The organism is Microbacterium sp. UBA7513 (assembly GCF_002478345.1).
GTDB lineage: Bacteria > Actinomycetota > Actinomycetes > Actinomycetales > Microbacteriaceae > Microbacterium.
The window spans coordinates 17099-35498 of the sequence record NZ_DLNJ01000010.1 but is presented as its reverse complement, the minus strand read 5'-3'; the positions used below and the strand labels follow the sequence as shown (position 1 = coordinate 35498).

General features: G+C 70.4%; 15 protein-coding genes. 7 read left to right on the top strand and 8 right to left on the bottom strand.

Annotated features, from left to right (window positions below):
* The first annotated feature begins 34 nt into the window (after nt 1–34).
* The gene (gene argG, locus B2W79_RS05260) at nt 35–1480 is read left to right on the top strand and encodes an argininosuccinate synthase (protein WP_071328001.1); all 1446 of its coding nucleotides are present in this window, start codon (nt 35–37) and stop codon (nt 1478–1480) included.
* 48 nt (nt 1481–1528) lie between these two features.
* Here the strand turns inward: argG and B2W79_RS05255 are convergent, their stop codons facing one another.
* Nucleotides 1529–2233, bottom strand: coding sequence for a GntR family transcriptional regulator (locus B2W79_RS05255; protein ID WP_292787655.1), 705 nt, complete (start codon nt 2231–2233; stop codon nt 1529–1531).
* 200 nt (nt 2234–2433) lie between these two features.
* On the opposite strand from B2W79_RS05255, the gene B2W79_RS05250 reads away from it, so the two are divergent.
* The 5 genes from B2W79_RS05250 (at nt 2434) to B2W79_RS05230 (ending at nt 9189) form a co-directional block, all read left to right on the top strand.
* The gene (locus B2W79_RS05250; RefSeq protein WP_292787653.1) at nt 2434–3060 is read left to right on the top strand and encodes a TetR/AcrR family transcriptional regulator; all 627 of its coding nucleotides are present in this window, start codon (nt 2434–2436) and stop codon (nt 3058–3060) included.
* Nucleotides 3057–3785, top strand: a complete 729-nt coding sequence (locus tag B2W79_RS05245; RefSeq protein WP_292787651.1) for a hypothetical protein — start codon at nt 3057–3059, stop codon at nt 3783–3785. The genes B2W79_RS05250 and B2W79_RS05245 overlap by 4 nt, the downstream gene beginning before the upstream one ends.
* Nucleotides 3782–5617 (top strand): YhgE/Pip family protein, encoded by a 1836-nt coding sequence (locus B2W79_RS05240; protein ID WP_292787649.1) that lies wholly within the window; start codon nt 3782–3784, stop codon nt 5615–5617. Before B2W79_RS05245 ends, B2W79_RS05240 begins: the two co-directional genes overlap by 4 nt.
* 132 nt (nt 5618–5749) lie before the next feature.
* On the top strand, nt 5750–8392 hold the full coding sequence (locus tag B2W79_RS05235; protein ID WP_292787647.1) for a penicillin acylase family protein: 2643 nt from the start codon (nt 5750–5752) through the stop codon (nt 8390–8392).
* 35 nt (nt 8393–8427) lie between these two features.
* The gene (locus tag B2W79_RS05230; protein WP_071328005.1) at nt 8428–9189 is read left to right on the top strand and encodes an alpha/beta fold hydrolase; all 762 of its coding nucleotides are present in this window, start codon (nt 8428–8430) and stop codon (nt 9187–9189) included.
* A gap of 42 nt (nt 9190–9231) precedes the next feature.
* Here B2W79_RS05230 and B2W79_RS05225 read toward each other — a convergent pair whose 3' ends face one another.
* From B2W79_RS05225 to B2W79_RS05195, 7 genes are all read right to left on the bottom strand, one after another.
* On the bottom strand, nt 9232–9753 hold the full coding sequence (locus B2W79_RS05225; RefSeq protein ID WP_143049240.1) for an endonuclease domain-containing protein: 522 nt from the start codon (nt 9751–9753) through the stop codon (nt 9232–9234).
* 659 nt (nt 9754–10412) lie between these two features.
* Complete coding sequence (mnhG, locus tag B2W79_RS05220; RefSeq protein WP_071328007.1) at nt 10413–10802, bottom strand: monovalent cation/H(+) antiporter subunit G; 390 nt, start codon at nt 10800–10802, stop codon at nt 10413–10415.
* Nucleotides 10799–11068: a monovalent cation/H+ antiporter complex subunit F gene (locus B2W79_RS05215; protein ID WP_025105196.1), complete on the bottom strand. Its 270-nt coding sequence runs from the start codon at nt 11066–11068 to the stop codon at nt 10799–10801. Before B2W79_RS05215 ends, mnhG begins: the two co-directional genes overlap by 4 nt.
* The gene (locus B2W79_RS05210) at nt 11065–11658 is read right to left on the bottom strand and encodes a Na+/H+ antiporter subunit E (protein ID WP_071328008.1); all 594 of its coding nucleotides are present in this window, start codon (nt 11656–11658) and stop codon (nt 11065–11067) included. Before B2W79_RS05210 ends, B2W79_RS05215 begins: the two co-directional genes overlap by 4 nt.
* Complete coding sequence (locus B2W79_RS05205; RefSeq protein WP_060922025.1) at nt 11655–13208, bottom strand: Na+/H+ antiporter subunit D; 1554 nt, start codon at nt 13206–13208, stop codon at nt 11655–11657. Before B2W79_RS05205 ends, B2W79_RS05210 begins: the two co-directional genes overlap by 4 nt.
* A complete protein-coding gene (locus B2W79_RS05200) occupies nt 13205–13795 on the bottom strand; it encodes a Na(+)/H(+) antiporter subunit C (protein ID WP_256209372.1) in 591 nt (196 codons plus the stop codon). Before B2W79_RS05200 ends, B2W79_RS05205 begins: the two co-directional genes overlap by 4 nt.
* A complete protein-coding gene (locus B2W79_RS05195; RefSeq protein WP_071328009.1) occupies nt 13795–16767 on the bottom strand; it encodes a Na+/H+ antiporter subunit A in 2973 nt (990 codons plus the stop codon). Before B2W79_RS05195 ends, B2W79_RS05200 begins: the two co-directional genes overlap by 1 nt.
* Before the next feature lie 120 nt (nt 16768–16887).
* Here B2W79_RS05195 and B2W79_RS05190 point away from each other — a divergent pair, with 120 nt between their 5' ends.
* On the top strand, nt 16888–18390 hold the full coding sequence (locus tag B2W79_RS05190; protein WP_292787641.1) for a hypothetical protein: 1503 nt from the start codon (nt 16888–16890) through the stop codon (nt 18388–18390).
* The last annotated feature ends 10 nt before the right edge of the window (nt 18391–18400 follow it).

Genomic DNA, 18400 nt, shown 5'->3' with positions numbered 1-18400 from the left:
GGGACGACACGCCGCCGCCGATAGACTGGGAGCCATGTCCAAGGTCCTCCAGTCCCTGCCCGTCGGCGAGCGCGTCGGCATCGCCTTCTCCGGAGGACTCGACACCTCCGTCGCCGTCGCCTGGATGCGCGACAAGGGCGCTGTGCCCTTCACCTACACCGGCGACCTCGGGCAGTACGACGAGGACGACATCGCCTCGATCCCGGGACGCGCGCTGGAGTACGGCGCCGAGGCCTCGCGCCTCATCGACTGCAAGACGGCGCTGGTCGAGGAGGGCTTCGTCGCGCTCTCCTGCGGCGCCTTCCACATCCGCTCCGGCGGCAAGACCTACTTCAACACCACGCCGCTCGGCCGCGCGGTCACCGGGACGCTGCTCGTGCGCGCGATGCGCGAGGACGGCGTCGACATCTGGGGCGACGGCTCCACCTACAAGGGCAACGACATCGAGCGGTTCTACCGCTACGGTCTGCTCGCCAACCCCCGCCTGCGCATCTACAAGCCCTGGCTCGACGCGGACTTCGTCACCGAACTCGGCGGTCGCCAGGAGATGAGCGAGTGGCTCGTCGCGCACGGCTTCCCGTACCGTGACTCGGCCGAGAAGGCGTACTCGACGGACGCGAACATCTGGGGCGCGACCCACGAGGCGAAGACGCTCGAGCACCTCGACGTGTCGCTGGAGACCGTCGACCCGATCATGGGCGTGAAGTTCTGGGACCCGTCCGTCGACATCGAGACCGAGGACGTCTCGGTGACGTTCGAGGGCGGCCGTCCGGTCGCGATCAACGGCGTCGAATTCAGCGACCCGGTGGCCCTGGTTCAGGAGGCGAACGCGATCGGCGGGCGGCACGGCCTCGGCATGAGCGACCAGATCGAGAACCGCATCATCGAGGCGAAGTCGCGGGGGATCTACGAGGCTCCGGCCATGGCGCTGCTCTTCATCGCGTACGAGCGCCTCGTCAACGGCATCCTCAACGAGGACACCCTCGCCACGTACCACGAGCAGGGTCGCCGCCTCGGCCGCCTCATGTACGAGGGCCGCTGGCTCGAGCCGCAGTCGCTCATGCTCCGCGAGTCCATCCAGCGCTGGGTCGGCTCGACGATCTCGGGCACCGTGACGATCCGCCTGCGCCGCGGCGACGACTGGACGATCCTCGACACGGTCTCCCCGAACCTGTCATACGGGCCGGAGAAGCTGTCGATGGAGCGCGTCGGCGACGCCGCCTTCGGCCCCGTGGACCGGATCGGTCAGCTCACCATGCGCAACCTCGACATCGCCGACTCCCGCGCGCGCCTGGAGCAGTACGCGGGCCTCGGCCTCGTCGGCGGCGCGACGGGTGAGCTCGTCGGCCGGGTGACCGCCGGCGAGTCCGCCGAGATCACCGAGTCGGTGCACGGCTCGATCTCGGAGGCCGACGAGAACCTCGCGGACGCCGTCGACACCGCTTCCGAGCGCGCGGCCTTCGACTCCGGTACCGACTGAGCACGCGGGGCGGGCTCCCGGTCACCGGGCGCCCCCCGCGTCCGGCGATCAGGACGCCGCGGCGAGCGGACGCGCCGGCGTCACCGCGCGGTCCACGATTCCCGGCAGCACGTCGTCGAACAGGTCCATGAGGGCGACGCGCATCGCCGTGGCGTCGCGTTCGGAGAGCACGACGGCGATCCGGGCGACCGACGTACGCACATCCGTCCAGTCGAAGACGCTCCCGGCACGACGGGCGACGCACTCGAGAAGCGTCCCCAGGCTCCCGACCAGCTCAGCCCGCTCCGTGTTGCCCTCGATCCGGGCGAAAGCGACGGCGAGAGCGCGCAGGCCGCCACCGAAGGCCGAGCCGTCGCGCCACCGCACCGCGAGCGCCACATCGTCGACGAGCTCGTCCAGATACGCGAGGTCGTCGGTGCGGAGCAGTGCCATCGTGCGGCGGACCGAGCCGATCCAGACGTCACCGAACAGGGCCACCACATCGCGCGCTCGGTCTCCATCGAGCGCGGTCACCCACCGCGTGCCGTCGCGGCGCACCGCGATGAGGCCGGCGGCGGCAAGGCCGTCCAGGGCCCGGAGGACCTCTGCCGGCCCGGCACCGAAGGCTGCCGCGAGCCCGCGCTCGTCCACCCGTGTCCCCGGAGCGAGCGCGCCCGAGACGATCGCATCGGTCAGCCTGCCCTGCAGACCACCGTGCCGATCCCCCGCCAGTGCCTCGCTCCCGGCAGGCACATCGTTCTTCTTCTCGATCATGGCGTCCCCCGCCGTTCCATGACCGATCCCGCCGGAGTCCCGGTCCGGACCGGTCTCTCCTCTGAGAATGCGCCGAAGCGCGACGCGTAACATACCACGGTCCGCCCCGGAGGAGCCTCGACGGCCGGCCGCGGGAGCAGCAGACTGCGAGGTTCCTGAATTATCTTGCACAGCCTTGTGCACGTTATTACCATGGACGGATGACCACTCGCGCTCTTCGTCGCGACGCCGCGGAGAACCGCGCCGGCATCCTGTCCGCGGCCCGCAGCGCCCTCGCCACCGACCCGCACGCCTCCCTCGACGCGATAGCCCGGGCCGCGGGCCTGTCCCGCCGCACCCTCTACGGGCACTTCGAGGATCGGGACGCTCTGATCCGGGAACTCGTCTCCAGCGGCGCCCAGCGCTTCAACGCCATCGCGGCCTCCATCGACGAGCCGGACGCCCGCCTGGCCCTGGCCCGACTGGCCGCCCGGCTCTGGGAGGAGGCGGCGCACATCCAGGTCGCCGCTGCGCTCGCCCTCGACGAGGCGCTTGTGGAGCACACCGCCGCGGCACTCGCGCCGCTGCGCCGGAGTGTCGCCGCCCTCGTGCGGAGGGGGCAGCAGGACGGCAGCTTCCGGGCGGACCTCGCCGGCCCCACCCTCGCCCGGCTGATCGAGGAGATGGCGCGCACCGTGGTCTCCCGCACCGACGTGCACAGCAGCGGCGCCGAGGACCTCGCGGTCCGGGCCGTGCTCAGCATCGCCGGACTCTCCTGGCGCGAGGCGGACGAACTGCTGAGCGCCCACCCGGACATCGCCGCCGACCACGAGGAGGTCCGCGCATGAGGATCACACTGCACGACGTCAGCAAGGGCCGCGCCGGCCAGGCGCTTCCGTCCATGAGTCTCGAGTTCCACTCCGGCGCCGTCCGCTACGCGCTCGCGGAGACCGAGCAGCGGCCGACCGTGCTCGGCCTCATCGCGAGCGGGCGGATGCGCCCGGACACGGGCCGCGTCACGATCGACGCGGCGGCGAGCCCGAAGGAGCTGCGGCGCCGCGTCGCCCTCGTGGACGCCCCGGACGTCAGCGACCCGCACCCGGACATCACCCTGGCCGGGGTGGTCGGCGAGGAGCTGATGTTCGCCGGACGCGGCGCGACCCCGCTCCACGCCCGCCGCTGGCTCGCGCGGGTCGGATACCAGGAGCTCGCCTCCGTCCCCATCGGCTCGGTCGACCCTGCCGCCCGCGTGCGCATCCTGTGCGAGCTCGCCGTGCTCCGCGAAGGCGTCGAGGGCATCGTCCTCGTCGCCCCGGATCGTCACGGCGGCAGCCCGGACGGATGGTGGCGCATCGCCGCCGAGTTCGCGGACCGCGGGTACGCGATGCTCGTGATCGTCGGCGGTTCCGCCGCCGTCGCCCTCGAGCGTATGCACGAGTTCGATGCGATCAACGCGTCCGGACCGATCGAGCCCCTGGTGCTCGAGCGTCCGGAACCGACCGACGACCTTGAGGAGAGCGAACCCACGACCGACGACGAACCCACGACCGACGAGGAAGGAGAAGCGCGATGAAGGTTCCCGCCATGATCGCCGCCGAGCTCCGCCGCCTGACCGCGAGCCGGATGGGCATCCTCGCCCTGGTGGCGCTGATCTGCGTGCCGATCCTCTACGGCGGCCTCTACCTCTGGGCGAACCAGGATCCGTATGCGAAGTTCTCCGAGGTCCCCGTGGCCCTCGTGGTCGACGACGAGGGCGCTCCCGCCCCGACGACCGGCACGCAACCGGCGACCGATGAGACCGTCAACTACGGCGAGGACGTGGCGGAGAACCTCATCGAGGGGAACGCCTTCGACTGGCAGCGTATGACCGAGGACGAGGCCGCCGATGCGCTGCGCCACGGCGCGGTCGATTTCACCGTGACGATCCCCTCGGACTTCTCCGCCGCCCTCACCTCCGCCGCGGGCGACGATCCGCACCAGGCCAGGATCGAGCTGGAGACCAACGACGCGAACAACTACCTCGCCTCGTCGATGGGATCGCAGGCCGTCGAGAAGATCCGCAGCTCCGTCGCCGAAATGGTCGGCAGCGAGGCCGCGGAGCGACTGCTGACGGGCCTCAGCGACGTGCGCGACAATCTGATCTCCGCGACAGACGGCGCCACACAGCTCGTCGACGGCGCACGCAGCGCCGCCTCCGGGAGCACGACGCTCGCCGAGGGCACCGCGAAGCTCGCCGACGGCTCGGCGCAGCTCGCCTCCGGGGCCAAGACGCTCGCCGACGGTGCCCAGCAGGTGAGCGCGGGCAACCGCCAACTCGCCGACGTCGCCGATCGGGCCGGAGCCGCGGTGCAGGAAGCGACGAATGCGCTGCCGCAGGTGCGCGCGGACATCACCGACGTCCTCACCGAGCAGGGACTCGCGCCCGAGGAGATCGATGCGGTGCTCGCCCGCCTGGATCCTCTCGGTACCCGGATCGAAGAGGGCAACGCCCAGGTGCAGGACGCCGTCGGGAAGGTCGACCAGCTCGCCGCCGGGTCTGCGGCCCTGGCGTCGGGGGCGAGCGAGCTCGCCGGGGGCGCCGGCACCCTCGCGACGGGAGCGGCTGCGGCGAACTCAGGCGCCGCCCAACTGCGCGACGGCCTGCAGACGCTGTCCTCCGGGACCGCGGAGCTGCGCGACGGGCTCGCCGACGGCGTGCAGGCGATCCCCGCCTCCACGCCCGACCTGCGCTCCCTGCAAGCCGACACGATCGCGGACCCCGTGAAGGTGTCCAGCGACAAGGTCGCCTCCGCCGAAGACTACGGCGCGGGCCTCGCCCCGTTCTTCGCCGCCCTCTCCGCGTGGATCGGCATCTATGCGCTGTTCCTCATCGTGAAGCCGATCTCCCGTCGCGCCGTCACGGCGCTGCACTCCCCGATCCGGATCACGCTGGCGGGCTGGCTGACCCCGGCGATGCTCGGTGCCGTGCAGATGCTCGGGTTGATGGGCATCCTGGCGCTGACGCTTGGCTTCACGTTCGACCATCCGCTCGGCACGCTCGGAGTGATGATGTTCGCCTCGGCCACGTTCGCCGCGATCATCCTCGCCCTCAACGTCTGGCTCGGCTCCGTGGGGCAGTTCCTCGGCCTCGTGCTCATGGTGCTGCAGCTCGTCACAGCGGGTGGCACATTCCCCTGGCAGACGCTGCCCGCGCCCCTGGCCGCGCTGCACCATGTGCTGCCTCTCGGCTACGTCGTCGACGCGATGCGACAGCTCATGTACGGCGGGGACTACGCCCGCGCAGGCTGGGACCTGGCGGTGCTCGGCGCGTGGCTCCTCGGGGCGCTGCTGCTGGCGATGATCGGGGTGACCCGGATGACGCACCGCCGGACGCTCCGCGATCTGCAGCCCAGCCTCATCGGCTGAGCCCTCCGCTCGCCGCGGACCGTCCCGCGGCGAGCGCGGGGCGGCTATGATGCGAGAGCGCGCACCCGTGAAACGCGCACTGGGGCTCGGTGGGACTGAGTCCCACCTGGCTACCCGAAAGAGTTCTCGACGATGATGACCGATTCGACGGCGTCCGCTGATTCCCCGCGTCCTTCTCTGGGCGCCCGCATCGGACGCATCGCGTTCGTCGTGATCGCCGCGCTGGTGGTGGTGGCCGTCGCAGGCGCGTTCTTCGTGACCTGGACCATCCAGCGCTCCTTCCCGCAGACCTCCGGCTCGACCGCGCTCGCAGGGCTGAAGGCGGACGTCACCGTGCAGCGCGACGCCAGCGGCGTGCCCACGATCACCGCCGACTCCTCCGACGACCTCTTCTTCGCCGAGGGTTTCGTGCACGCGCAGGACCGGTTCTTCGAGATGGACTTCCGCCGCCACGTCACCTCCGGCCGGGTCGCCGAGCTGTTCGGCGCCTCCCAGGCCGGTACCGACGCCTTCCTGCGCACGCTGGGCTGGCGCACCACCGCAGAGGCCGAGGTCGAGGCGATGGACGACGTCACCCGCGGCTACTACGAGGCCTACGCGGACGGCGTCAACGCCTACCTGTCCTCCCGCTCGGGAGCGGAGCTGTCTCTCGAGTACGCGGTGCTCGGGCTGCAGAACCCCGACTACGAGCCGGAGCCGTGGGAACCCGCGGATTCGGTGGCGTGGCTGAAGGCGATGGCCTGGGACCTCCGCACCAACGTCGAGGACGAGACCGAGCGCGCGCTCCTCGCGGGGCAGCTCGCCGAGGATCCGGAGGCCGACGTGGACGGACTCCTCGGCACGCTCTACCCGGACTACCCCTTCGACCGTAACCCGGTGATCGTGCCCACCATCTCCACCGTCCCGCCATTGCCGCCCGGCGCCGAGCCCGCAGCGTTCACCGTGCCCGAGGACGACGGGGAGGCGCAGCAGGCTCTCACCACGGTGGAGTGGAAGGAGATGTCGTCCGTCATCGAAGCGGCGAGCGCGCTCGTGGGCGATGTCGGCGAGGGCATCGGCTCCAACTCCTGGGTGGTCTCCGGCGACCTCACCGAATCCGGCATGCCGCTGCTCGCCAACGACCCGCACCTCGGCGCCTCGCTCCCCTCGGTCTGGTACCAGGTGCAGCTCACGTGCTCGACGGTGGACGACGACTGCCCGTTCAACGTGGGCGGGTTCTCGTTCTCCGGCCTGCCCGGCATCGTCATCGGCCACAACCAGCGCGTGGCGTGGGGCTTCACGAACCTCACCACCGATGTCACCGACCTGTACGTCGAGCGCATCGAGGGCGATTCCTACTGGCGGGACGGCGAGCTCGTGCCGCTGGAGGAGAGCACGGAGACCATCGAGGTCGCCGGCGGCGAAGACATCGAGCTCACCATCCGGTCCACCGTGCACGGACCGATCATCTCCGGCCTCACGGACGACTTCACCGCGATCGCGGACGACCCGACCCCCGGAATCACGGCGGAGGGCACCGTGCCGGATGCCCCGGGGTCCGACGATGCCGAGTACGCCGTGAGCCTGCGGTGGACGGCGCTCGACCCCGGCACCACCGCGACCGCGATCTTCGCGCTGTCGACCGCTCAAGACTTCGAGGACTTCCGCCGCGCAGCCTCCCTGTTCGACGTCCCGGCGCAGAACCTCATCTACGCCGACGTCGACGGCAACATCGGGTACCAGACCCCCGGCCGCCTGCCGATCCGCGGGGCCGGCGACGGCTGGATGCCGCAGCCCGGCTGGGACAGCAGCTACGACTGGACCGGCTACATCCCGTTCGAGGAGCTCCCCGTGTCGTACAACCCGAGCTCCGGGTACATCGTCACCGCCAACAACGCCATCGTCACCGACGACTACGAGCACTTCCTCTCCCGGGACTGGGACCAGGGCTACCGCGCCGCCCGCATCGCCCACCTCATCGAGCGCCGAGCCGCCGCCGGGCCGCTGACGGCCGACGACATGCGCGAGATCCAGATGGACGGCGAGATGTGGATCGGCAAACAGCTCGCCGCCGCGATGGGGGACATCGAGGTCGAGGGCGAGGGGCCGCAGCAGGCCGTCGAGCTGCTCCGGGGCTGGGACGCGCAGAACAGCGCCTCCTCGGCCGGGGCCGCGTACGCGAACGTGCTGTGGTCGAACCTGGTGCAGAACATCTTCGTGGAGCGGGAGCAGCCCCTGCCCATCGACGGCCAGGGCCGCCTGTTCACCGTCGTCGGGGCGATGCTCGATGATCCCGAGGACCCGCTGTGGAGCAACCCCGGCCTCGACGTCGAGGGACGAGACGCCATGCTCGCGCTGTCGGCCGAGGAGGCGTACGACGAGCTGTCCGGGCTCCAGGGCACGGATGTCGCCCGGTGGAACTGGGGCGGCCTGCACGCCCTGACCCTCACCAGCGACACGTTCGGGTCGTCCGGCATCGCGCCGATCGAGGCCCTGTTCAACCGTGGCCCCTACCCCGTCGGGGGCGGTGCGTCCGTGGTCGATGCGACGGGATGGCAGCTGGGCGTCTCGTATGCGACCACGACCGTCCCGTCCATGCGCATGGTCGTCGACCTCGCGGACTTCGACGACTCGACCTGGATCCACCTCACCGGCGCCTCCGGTCACGCGTTCCACGAGCACTACGTCGATCAGACGAAGGACTGGTCCACGGGAGTGCAGCGGCCCTGGGCGTTCACTCCGAAGGCCGTGACGGCGGCCGCGGTCGACACCCTGACGCTCACCCCCGCCGGCTGAGAGTCGCGTGGAGGGTGCTCGGCTAGCGTGGACAGGTGCCCACCAGCTACCTCGCCCCGAAGGGGACGCCGGCCACCCTCCTCGAGTTCGAGCACGCCGGAGCGACCCTGATCGCCGAGACCTTCGGCGACGGACCGCCCACCTACCTCCTGCTGCACGGCATCGGCATGGGGCGCAGCGTCTACCTCGACCTCACCCAGCGGCTGCAGGGGCGGGTGATCGCGCTCGACCTCCCCGGCTTCGGCGAGGCCCCGGAGCCCACGCGCACGCTGACCATGCAGCGGCACGCCGACCTCGTGGCCGCGTATCTCCGTCATGTCGACGCGGATCCGGTCGTGGTGATCGGGCACTCGATGGGGAGTCAGATCGCCGCGGAGCTCGCCGCCCGGCATCCCGAGCTCGTCGCCGGCGTCGTGCTGGCGGGACCCACCGTCGACAAGGCGGCCAGGAACGTCGGCGCGCAGGCCCGATACCTGCTCCAGGATCTCGTGGGGGAACGGCCGCTCGTGATCTGGCGCGGCGCCCGCGAGTACCTCCGCGGTGGCCCGCACCTCATCCGCAAGATGCGCGCGACCATCGTCCACCAGCCGGAGAAGGCCTTCGTCCGCATCGCCTGCCCGGTCCTGGTGCTGCGCGGCGAGGACGACCCGCTGGCCCCGATGAGCTGGTGCCAGGTGATCCTGGATGCGATCCCTGGCGCGGAGCTGGCCGTCATCCCCGACCACGGCCACGGCACCCTCATCAGCGACTCCGAGCCCGCCGCCCGCCTCATCGAGGCCTTCGCCGCCCGCACCTAGCCCTTCGCATCGCTCACCGCGCCCCTTGGGTCCGTAGGCCGTTCATAACTCAGGAGATCGCGGCGCGTTGGGACGGTTCGGCGGCTGAGGCAGGCTGCGGCTGCCCTTTCTCCTGAGTTGTGAACGGCCAGCGCCGACGAGCCGGGGGCCGAGCGCCTCCAGAACCTCCCGCAGCGCCTCTCGCGTGCCTGCGGGGTCGGAGAGGATGTCAGCGGCGAGCGGCCGGATCGTGACATAGCCGAGACGAGCAGCCGCCATGTCCCGCGCACGATCCCGCTGCTGCTTCGCCCATCCCTCGTGAAAGGCGCGGCTGTCGCACTCGACGATCAGCCATCCATCGACGACGAAGTCGACTCGACCCACGCCGGGGATGTGGACCTGTGTCTCGAATGAGGCACCGAGCGACCGGAGGAGGAGCCGCACGAACGTCTCCGGCCCCGACTCGGATGACGCGTCGGCCAGGGCGAGCACCGCGCCGAACCGCTGCGGCAGCCGAGCGAAGATCGCGCGCAGTTCGTCCATCGTGATGAGGCGCTGATGGAGGAGGCTGTCCAGGGTGGCCACCGACGCCCGAGGCGACTGGCATCGGACGGCATGGCGTACGGCCGTATCCAGGGACGTGACGTGCAGCGCACTCGCTGCGCCGTCCTCTGCCCAGTGCACCCTGTGAGCCTCCGCGTCTCGACGCCCCAACCGCGAGCTATGGGGATCGACCTGAACGTGCACACCGTGAGCCGCGAGCACGAACACCCCGAGCAGCTGAAGAAGGGAGACGCAGGTGACGCGACCTCCGATGCGCACGGCCTCCGCGACGACAGGATCCACATCCGGGCGGGCGTATCGGTCCCGGCGCAGTCGCAGAAGCCGCCCGCTCCGCACCAGGGCGGTCAGCTCGCGCCCCCTCAGCCCCGCGGAGCGAAGATCCGCTCGAGTCAAGACCGTGGAGTCGAAGACCTCTGTTGCGCACCGGGGTCCGAAGTGGGCGATCACATCCCGGAGGATGCCCGGCGCGACACGGCGGGACGGGGAGTGAGGCCGGATGTGGAGTGTCCGCTCCGGATCGCGAGGCGGTGGAGGAGAAGTAGGGGCCGCGCACGGCGTTCACAATTCAGGAGTATCCGTCCCCCATCCGACCTGAGCGCACGCGCGGCCCGATGACGCCGCAGATCTCCTGAGTTGTGAACCGACAGCGGGCGAAACCGGCTACGTCGGCGGCGAGGCGGTCAGCCGGCGGCGGGAGGGGTCTGCTTCGACTCGGCGAGCTCGTCAACGACGAGACCCCGCTGCTCGATCGTGCCGTTGCGGTAGGCCTGGCGCCCGACCATGTGCGCGGACAGGGGCGCGGTCGCGAACTGCATGAGCACCACGGGGGCGACGAGCACGAGGCCGAACAGCACGCCGCCGATCGACCGCTGCGACAGGGCGATCGCCACACAGATCAGCAGCAGCCCGAGCACCTGCGGCTTCGTCGCGGCGTGCAGTCGCGTGGGCACGTCCCGGAAGTGCAGCAGGCCCACGGAGGCGGAGAGGCAGAGGATCGCCCCGAGCAAGATGAGCACGAGCACCGCCACGTCGACGACGGCGTCAGGGATCATCAGACCGAACACGTTCATGGTGTCGTGTTGTCCCTTCTCGCGACGAACCGGGCCACCGCGATCGATCCGAAAACACCGACCGCCGCGATGATGAGGAGCACGGGGATGTTGCGGGTGTGGCCGTTGATGGCCATCTCGGCGCCGAGCACGCACATGACCTCGGTCAGCAGCACGTCGGCGGCGACGGCACGGTCGAGGATCGACGGACCGCGGACGATACGGATCACGGCGAGGATCGCGGCCACACCGAACACGGCGAGGATGATGAGGAGCAAGGTGTTCACCGGGCACCGCCGATCGTCGCGGGGTCGATGCGGCCGGCACGCTCGTCGGCCTTCAGCGCCCGGTACTGGGTCGGATTGCCGAGCGCTCGGACGATGCGCTTCTCCCAGCCGAGCACACCCTGCCGCTGCGTCTCGACATCCTCCTTGCTGCGCACGCCGATCACGTGCAGGTAGAGGATCCCGCGGTCCCGATCCGCCTCGACGACGAGGGATCCCGGGATGAGCGACGACACCACGGCGACGTGCGTCAGGACGAGGTCGTCGGCGTAGCGGAGGGGCACCGCGATGATGGCCGTACCGGGCTGCCGGCGGAAGTCGAACACCTGCACGGTCACCGAGAGCGCGCCGCGGAGGATCGCGAACAGGAACTGCACGACGAACAGCGCGCCGTACCAGAGGTTGATGCGCCCGGAGAGCTCGACCGTGGGCAGGCGGAACACCCGCGTCACGAAGATCGCCACCACGAGTCCCGTGAGGAAGGAGAGCACCGTGAACTGGGCCCACAGCAGCATCCACAGCACGATCAGCCAGGCGAGGAACGGCAGCTGCATGCCGATGTCCCGCCAGACGCTCTTGGTCTCGGGGCTCATCCCTCCACCTCGTCTTCCAGCTGGACGAGGTTGACCGGCTGCAGCAGGCCCGCCCCGATACGGTCGCACAGAGCGTACAGCGGTCCCGCGAAGATCGTCAGGGCCACCGTCACGGTGACCATGCCCGCGGTGGCCACGGTCATGATCCTCGGGATGTGCCGGCGCTCCTGCTGCTCATCCGCGGCGGGGGCTCCGGTGAGGTAGGAGATGCGGCCCTCGGTCTCGGTCGAGTCCTCCTCCTCACGCCAGAACGCGAGGTTCCAGGCGCGCATGAGCGCATACAGCGTCAGCAGCGAGGTGATGATGCCGCCGAAGATGAGCACGATCATGAGCGGAGTGCCCACGGAGGCCGCGGCCTCGAACAGGGCGAACTTGCCGATGAACCCGGAGAACGGTGGCAGACCACCGAGGTTGATCGCGGGGATGAAGTACAGCAGCGCGATGACGGGGGCGATCTTCAGCAGGCCCTTGACCCTGAGGATGGAGGTGCTGCCGGCCCGGCGTTCGATGAGTCCCACCGCGAGGAACAGCGTGGTCTGCACGACGATGTGGTGGACGATGTAGTACACCGTCGCGCCGATGGCGGCCGGGGTCGCGATCGCGAGGCCGAAGATCATGTAGCCGACGTGGCTGACGAGCGTGAACGACAGGATCCGTTTGAGCTCGGCCTGCGCGACGGCGCCAAGCACTCCGACGATCATCGTCGCCAGCGCGATGATGAGCAGCAGCGTGTCGATGCTGTTCGAGGCGAAGAGCTGGGTCTCCGTCCGGATCAGCGCGTACACGCCGACCTTGGTCAGCAGGCCGGCGAACACGGCCGTCACCGGCGCGGGGGCGGTCGGGTAAGAGTCGGGCAGCCAGAACGACACGGGGAAGATCGCCGCCTTGATCCCGAAGGCGACCACGAGCATGAGGTGCAGGACGAGCTGCGTGTCCTGCGGGAGCTCCGACATCCGCTCGGCGATCTGGGCCATGTTGACCGTGCCGAGGGCGCCGTAGATCATCGCGATCGACGCGAGGAACAGGATCGACGACACCAGCGAGACGACGATGTAGACGGCGCCGGTGCGGATGCGGGACTCGGTGCTGCCCAGGGTGATGAGCACGTACGAGGCCACGAGGAGGATCTCGAATCCGACGTACAGGTTGAACAGGTCACCGGCGATGAAGGCGTTGAAGATTCCGGCGGCGAGGATCAGGTAGGAGGGGTTGAAGATCGAGATCGGGGTCTCGTCCGCCCCGTCGGCCACACCCTGACCGATGGAGAAGAGGAGGACCGCGAGCAGCACGACGCTGGAGACGAGAACCAGGAGTGCGGCGAGACGGTCGACGTAGAGGACGATGCCGAACGGCACCGGCCACCCGCCCACGGACACCGCGAGTGGGGAGCCCGCGTCGACCACGACGAGCAGCACCGCCGCGATGACGGACACGACGGCGAGCGTGGCGACGGTGACGAACACCTGCAGGCGCGCATTGCGTCCGAAGACGAGGGTGATCGCGGCGCCGAGGAGCGGCAGGGCGACGAGGAGCGGGACGAGCGTGGTCATGGCCTGCCCTCCCCGTCTGTCGTGTCGTCGTCCCGGTCCGCAGCGCCGTCGGCGGCGCCGTCGGGTTCGGGCTCCGGCTCGGGCACGTACGGCGCGTCGTACGGGGCGTCATCGTGGATCGCCGGGTTGTCGCGCATGTGCAGGACGGTGATCGGCGCGGTCTGCACGCCCACGAAGTCGGTCGTGGCGTCGTCGTCGTCCGTCTCCGACTCGTCGTCCATGAGGTCTTCGTCTTCATCGGTGCGCTCGCGCAGCGCGATGTCGGCCTCGTCGTCCTCGACCGTGTCCGCCTGGCCGAGCTGCCACGACCGGTAGATGAGCGCGAGCAGGAAGGCCGAGACGGCGAAGGTGATGACGATCGCCGTGAGCGTCAGGGCCTGCGGCAACGGGTCGCTCAGGTCGCCCTCGGTGCCGAAGAACGGCGCGTTGCCCGGCACGCCCATGACGATCAGCAGCAGCAGGTTCGTGGCGTTGCCGAGCAGGAGGAAGCCGATGAGGACGCGGGTGAGGCTGCGCTCCAGCATCGCGTACACGCCGCAGGCGAAGAGCACGGCCATGATCGCGATGAGGGCGAGCGAGACGTCCATCAGCCGTTCCCCCCGGTCCGCGAGGAGAAGTCGACGGCGGTGCTCTCGCCGGGGCGGAGCGCGGCCTGCCGGTCGACCTCCGCACCGAGGCTGCGGAGCACGTCGAGGACGAGTCCGATCACGACGAGGTACACGCCGATGTCGAAGATGGTCGAGGTGACGAACTCCATGTGCCCGATACCGGGGATCTCCCACTCCCAGAAGGTGCTGGTGAGCGGTGCGAGGCCGAAGAACAGCGGCACCACCGCGGTGCCCACGGCGAGGATCAGGCCCGCGCCGAGGAGACGACCGGCATCGGTCGGCGCAGCGGCGCCCAGCTCCCAGCGCCCTCCGGCGATGTAGCGCATCACGAGGGCCATGCCCGCGACGAGTCCGCCCGCGAAGCCGCCGCCGGGGAGGTTGTGCCCGGCGAAGAGGAGGAAGATCGAGACGACGATGATCGTGTGGAACAGGATGCGGACGATCACCTCGAGCAGGATCGACCGGTTCTCCGGCTTCATCTTCTGGCCGCCGACGAGCCAGGCGCGCGGCGCCGATCGGTTCTCCGCGGTCTGGAAGCGCACGCCGTCCGTGGTCTCCACGAGCGGCCGGCTCCGGGCCGACTTGCGCACCGAGCGCGGCAGGGTCTTCGTGGCCGCGAGGAGGTCGGCGCGATGCGTGACGAACACGAGCGAGGCGACACCGGTCGCGGCCAGCACGAGCACCGAGAGCTCGCCCATCGTGTCCCAGCCGCGGAGGTCAACCAGCGCCACGTTGACGACGTTCTTGCCGTGGCCGATCTCATACGCGATCTCCGGGAAGATCGCGGAGATCGGATCGGCCACGCGGGACTGGGTCGCGACCACCGCGACGAACGCCATGGTCAGACCGACGCCGATGCCGAGCAGCGCGCGCGGGATCCGGCTGACGGATTCGTTGTGCTCGCCCATCCGCGCCGGCAGACGGCGGAGGACGAGGGCGAACGTCACCATCGTCACCGTCTCCACGAGGATCTGCGTGAGCGCGAGGTCCGGTGCCCCGCTGGTCGCGAAGAGCACGACCATGCCCAGGCCGGTGACGGAGGCAAGCACGACGCCGGTGTAGCGCTTGCGCGCACGCACCGCCACGACGCCCGCGACGGCCATGATCGGCGCGACGGCGAGCTGCGCCGGCGTGTGCCACAGCGAGAGCTGATAGCGGTCGATGTCGCTCGCCACGAGCGCGGTGACCTCGGCGGCGACGAAGACGACGAAGATCGTCCCGACGTAGACCGGCAGCGAACCGCGCTGGGTGAGCGTCGTGCTCAGCACCGACAGCCGGTCGATGCCGCGCATCACCACGTAGTAGGCGTCGGCCGCCGTGAACGGCAGCAGTCGCGGACGACGGTCCCACCCGGTCCGCCTCGTGAGGAGGAAGAGCCCGATGCCGAGCAGGATCGAGAGGATCGAGATGCCGAGGGCGGGCTCGAAGCCGTGCCAGAGCGCGAGGTGACCCGGACCCTCGACGGCTGCCCCCTCGTGGTCGAGTCCCGGCGTGGCAGTCAGCGCGTAGGGCTGGAGGGCGACGTCGAGGGCCGGGGCGCCGATCCCTGCGGCGAGCGTCACGCCGGCGAGGATGATCGGCGCGGAGAGGAAACCGACGGGTGGGTCTGGCCAGACCGTGTCCGGCTGTCGCTGTCCGTCGGCATCGCGCTTGGTCCAGAACGCGCCCCAGAGGAAGCGGACACCATATGCCGCGGTCAGCATGGATCCGAGGACCACGCCGATCAGGGCGACGAGGCCCCACACGGAGCCGCCGAGCGCATCGTCCAGGAGCGCCGTCAGCGTCGACTCCTTCGCCACGAATCCGATGGTCGGAGCCACGCCGGCCATCGACGCGACGGCGATGAACGCGGCGGTGGCCATGACCGGTGCCTGCCGGCCGACGCCGGAGAGCTCGGTCACGTCACGCGTGGAGAGCTGCCGGTCGATCACGCCCACGATGAGGAACAGCGCCGACTTGAACAGCGCGTGCCCGATCACCAGCGCGAGGCCGGCGAGGGCGGCCGCCTGCGTGCCGTAGCCGACGACGACCGCGAAGAAGCCGAGCTGGCTCACGGTGCCGAACGCAAGCACGCGCTTGAGGTCGGTCTCCCGCAGCGCCTGGATGCCGCCGAGCAGCATGGTGAGGATGCCGAGCGTGAGCACGATCGGCCGCCACGTCGGGCTGAACGCGAAGATGGGTGCGAAGCGGGCGATGAGGTAGATGCCGGCCTTCACCATGGCGGCGGCGTGCAGGTAGGCGCTGACCGGAGTCGGGGCCGCCATCGCGCCGGGGAGCCAGAAGTGGAAGGGGAACAGCGCCGACTTGCTGATGGCGCCGATCAGGAGCATGACGATCGCGGCATCGACGATCGGGCCGGTCGGCGCGATGGCGAGGATCTCCCGGATGCTCGACGTCCCGGTGTCGACGACGAGCAGCACGACGCCGACGAACATCACCAGTCCGCCGAGCGTCGTCACCAGGAGCGCCTGCAGCGCGGCGCGTCGGCTGGCGGCACGGCGTCGGTAGTGGCCGATCAGGAGGTAGGAGAGGATGCTCGTGGCCTCCCAGAACATCACGAGCATCACGAGGTCGTCGGTGAGGACGAGGCCGTACATCGCGCCGGCGAAGGCGAGCAGGACGCCGGCGAACTGCCCGATGCCCGCGGCCTCGTCATGGAAGTACCAGCGGCAGTAGAGGAGCACGAGGGCGCCGACGCCCGTGACGATGAGCGTGAGCACCCACCCGAGGACGTCCATGTTCATGGACAGGTTCAGCCCGAGCTGCGGGATCCACGGCACGGAGACGAACGGGACGGGACCGTCGAGCACCTGCGGCGTGAGCACGAGCGCGTGCACGAACGCGGCAGCCGGGACGAGGGCGGCGACGGCGAAAGCCTGAGCTCCCAACCAGCGCACCAGGACGGGCATCAAGAGGGACCCGAGAAGGAACACTGCGAGGAGCATCAGCATATACGCGGCTCCTCGGGGCTCGTCGGCCGTACGGCTCAGGCGGGCGGTGTCCGACCAGTTTACCGGGCCGAGACGCCTGTCGGCCCCGCGAGCTTCGAGATCGCGTGCCAGAGTGGTCGCATGCGGCGGGTCTGGGGACGCGAACTGGCGGGCTGGGCGGCCGCGCTGGCGCTGGCGCTCGTCACCGTCGGACACCTCGCTTCCTCGCCGCGCTCGGTCCTGATGTTCGACGACGGGGACTCGCTGATCGTGGCCCTCGTCGGCCGATCGATCCTCGACGGGGGCGGAGGCGACTGGGCGCTGTCCAGCGTGCTCTTCCTCCCCGAGATCGCCGTCTTCACGGCTCTCGACGCGGTCGTGCCTCTCGACGTGAACGGCGTGCTCGCAGCCAACGCGGTGGTCAACGTCCTCGCGCTCTACGGGGCGATCCGTCTCGTCGCCGGGCGGCATGCCGTCGGCAGAGCCCCCGTCGCCTGGTCGGTCGCGGCCCTCGCGGCGTTCGCGATCCTCGTCCTCACCGAGTCCGGGCCGTCCCGCGACGCGCTCGAGCTCGCGTCGCTGATGCTGACGACCACGTACTATTCCGCGACCGTCGTGGCCGTGGTCCTCGCCATCGGCCTGTGTCGGCGGTTCCTCGATCGCCCCCGCGGAGGTGCGGCGCTGCCGGTGTCCCTGGGGATCGTCGCGGCGGTGGCGACCCTGAGCAACCCGCTGTTCGCCGCCTGGGCCACGGTGCCCCTCTCCCTCGTCCTGGGCGGGCTCTGTCTCACCACGCCCGCGGTCAGGCGGCGGGGTCTCGAGCTGATCGCTGCGCTGGTCGGGGGCAGCATCGTGGGCTTCCTCGGTCGCATTCCCTTCTCGGCATGGATCGCGAACTCCGGCGCCGGCTACATCCAGCCGGCGGAATGGATTCACTCCGCCGCGTACTACGGCGGCCTCACGATCGATCGGCTGTCGTCCCCCGGCGGGGTGCTCGGCACGGTGGCCGTGCTGGCGCTGACGGTCCTGGCAGTCGTGCGGACGACCCACGCGTCGGACACCGGTGACCGACTGGTGGCCACGGCCGCCTGGGCACTCCCGCTCGTCGTGCTCCTCGGCGGCATCGCGGCGGGAACCCACGCGGCGCGGTACCTGCAGCCGCTCGCCTTCGCCCCGGTCCTCGTCCTCCTCACCCTGCCGCGTGTCCGGATGCGGCGAGCCACGCTGGCGCAGGTCGTCTCCGCCGTCGTCGCCGTCGTCCTTCTCGCCAGCGGCTCCGCGTCCGTACCCCGCATCGTGCAGGCGGCGAGCGCGCCCGACGCCGACCTCGCGTGCGTCACGGCCTGGGTGGACTCGTCAGGGCGCACCGGTGCCGGACAGTTCTGGACGGTCCGGCTCCCGAAGCTGCACGCGGCGGACCCTGCCCGGCTCGTGCAGGTCGATCATGAGCTCCGCGGCTACGCGTGGCTCGTCGATCGTCGCGACTTCGCGGTGGGCGAGGTGTCGTTCCTCATCGAGGACGCGCAGACGGTGGCCTGGAACGTGCCGACCGCTGCGGCCCCGACAGCCGTCATCGCGTGCGGGCGGTATCGCATCCTCGACTACGCGCCGGCCGCGCTTCCTCTCGGCCCCGCCCGCTCCTGACCGGTGCTCG

Coding starts and splice junctions, on each gene's coding strand:
- argG (WP_071328001.1), top strand. CDS start 35: ATGTCCAAGGTCCTCCAGTCCCTGCCCGTCGGCGAGCGCGTCGGCATC.
- B2W79_RS05255 (WP_292787655.1), bottom strand. CDS start 2,233: ATGATCGAGAAGAAGAACGATGTGCCTGCCGGGAGCGAGGCACTGGCG.
- B2W79_RS05250 (WP_292787653.1), top strand. CDS start 2,434: ATGACCACTCGCGCTCTTCGTCGCGACGCCGCGGAGAACCGCGCCGGC.
- B2W79_RS05245 (WP_292787651.1), top strand. CDS start 3,057: ATGAGGATCACACTGCACGACGTCAGCAAGGGCCGCGCCGGCCAGGCG.
- B2W79_RS05240 (WP_292787649.1), top strand. CDS start 3,782: ATGAAGGTTCCCGCCATGATCGCCGCCGAGCTCCGCCGCCTGACCGCG.
- B2W79_RS05235 (WP_292787647.1), top strand. CDS start 5,750: ATGATGACCGATTCGACGGCGTCCGCTGATTCCCCGCGTCCTTCTCTG.
- mnhG (WP_071328007.1), bottom strand. CDS start 10,802: ATGAACGTGTTCGGTCTGATGATCCCTGACGCCGTCGTCGACGTGGCG.
- B2W79_RS05210 (WP_071328008.1), bottom strand. CDS start 11,658: ATGAGCCCCGAGACCAAGAGCGTCTGGCGGGACATCGGCATGCAGCTG.
- B2W79_RS05205 (WP_060922025.1), bottom strand. CDS start 13,208: ATGACCACGCTCGTCCCGCTCCTCGTCGCCCTGCCGCTCCTCGGCGCC.
- B2W79_RS05200 (WP_256209372.1), bottom strand. CDS start 13,795: ATGGACGTCTCGCTCGCCCTCATCGCGATCATGGCCGTGCTCTTCGCC.
- B2W79_RS05195 (WP_071328009.1), bottom strand. CDS start 16,767: ATGCTGATGCTCCTCGCAGTGTTCCTTCTCGGGTCCCTCTTGATGCCC.
- B2W79_RS05190 (WP_292787641.1), top strand. CDS start 16,888: ATGCGGCGGGTCTGGGGACGCGAACTGGCGGGCTGGGCGGCCGCGCTG.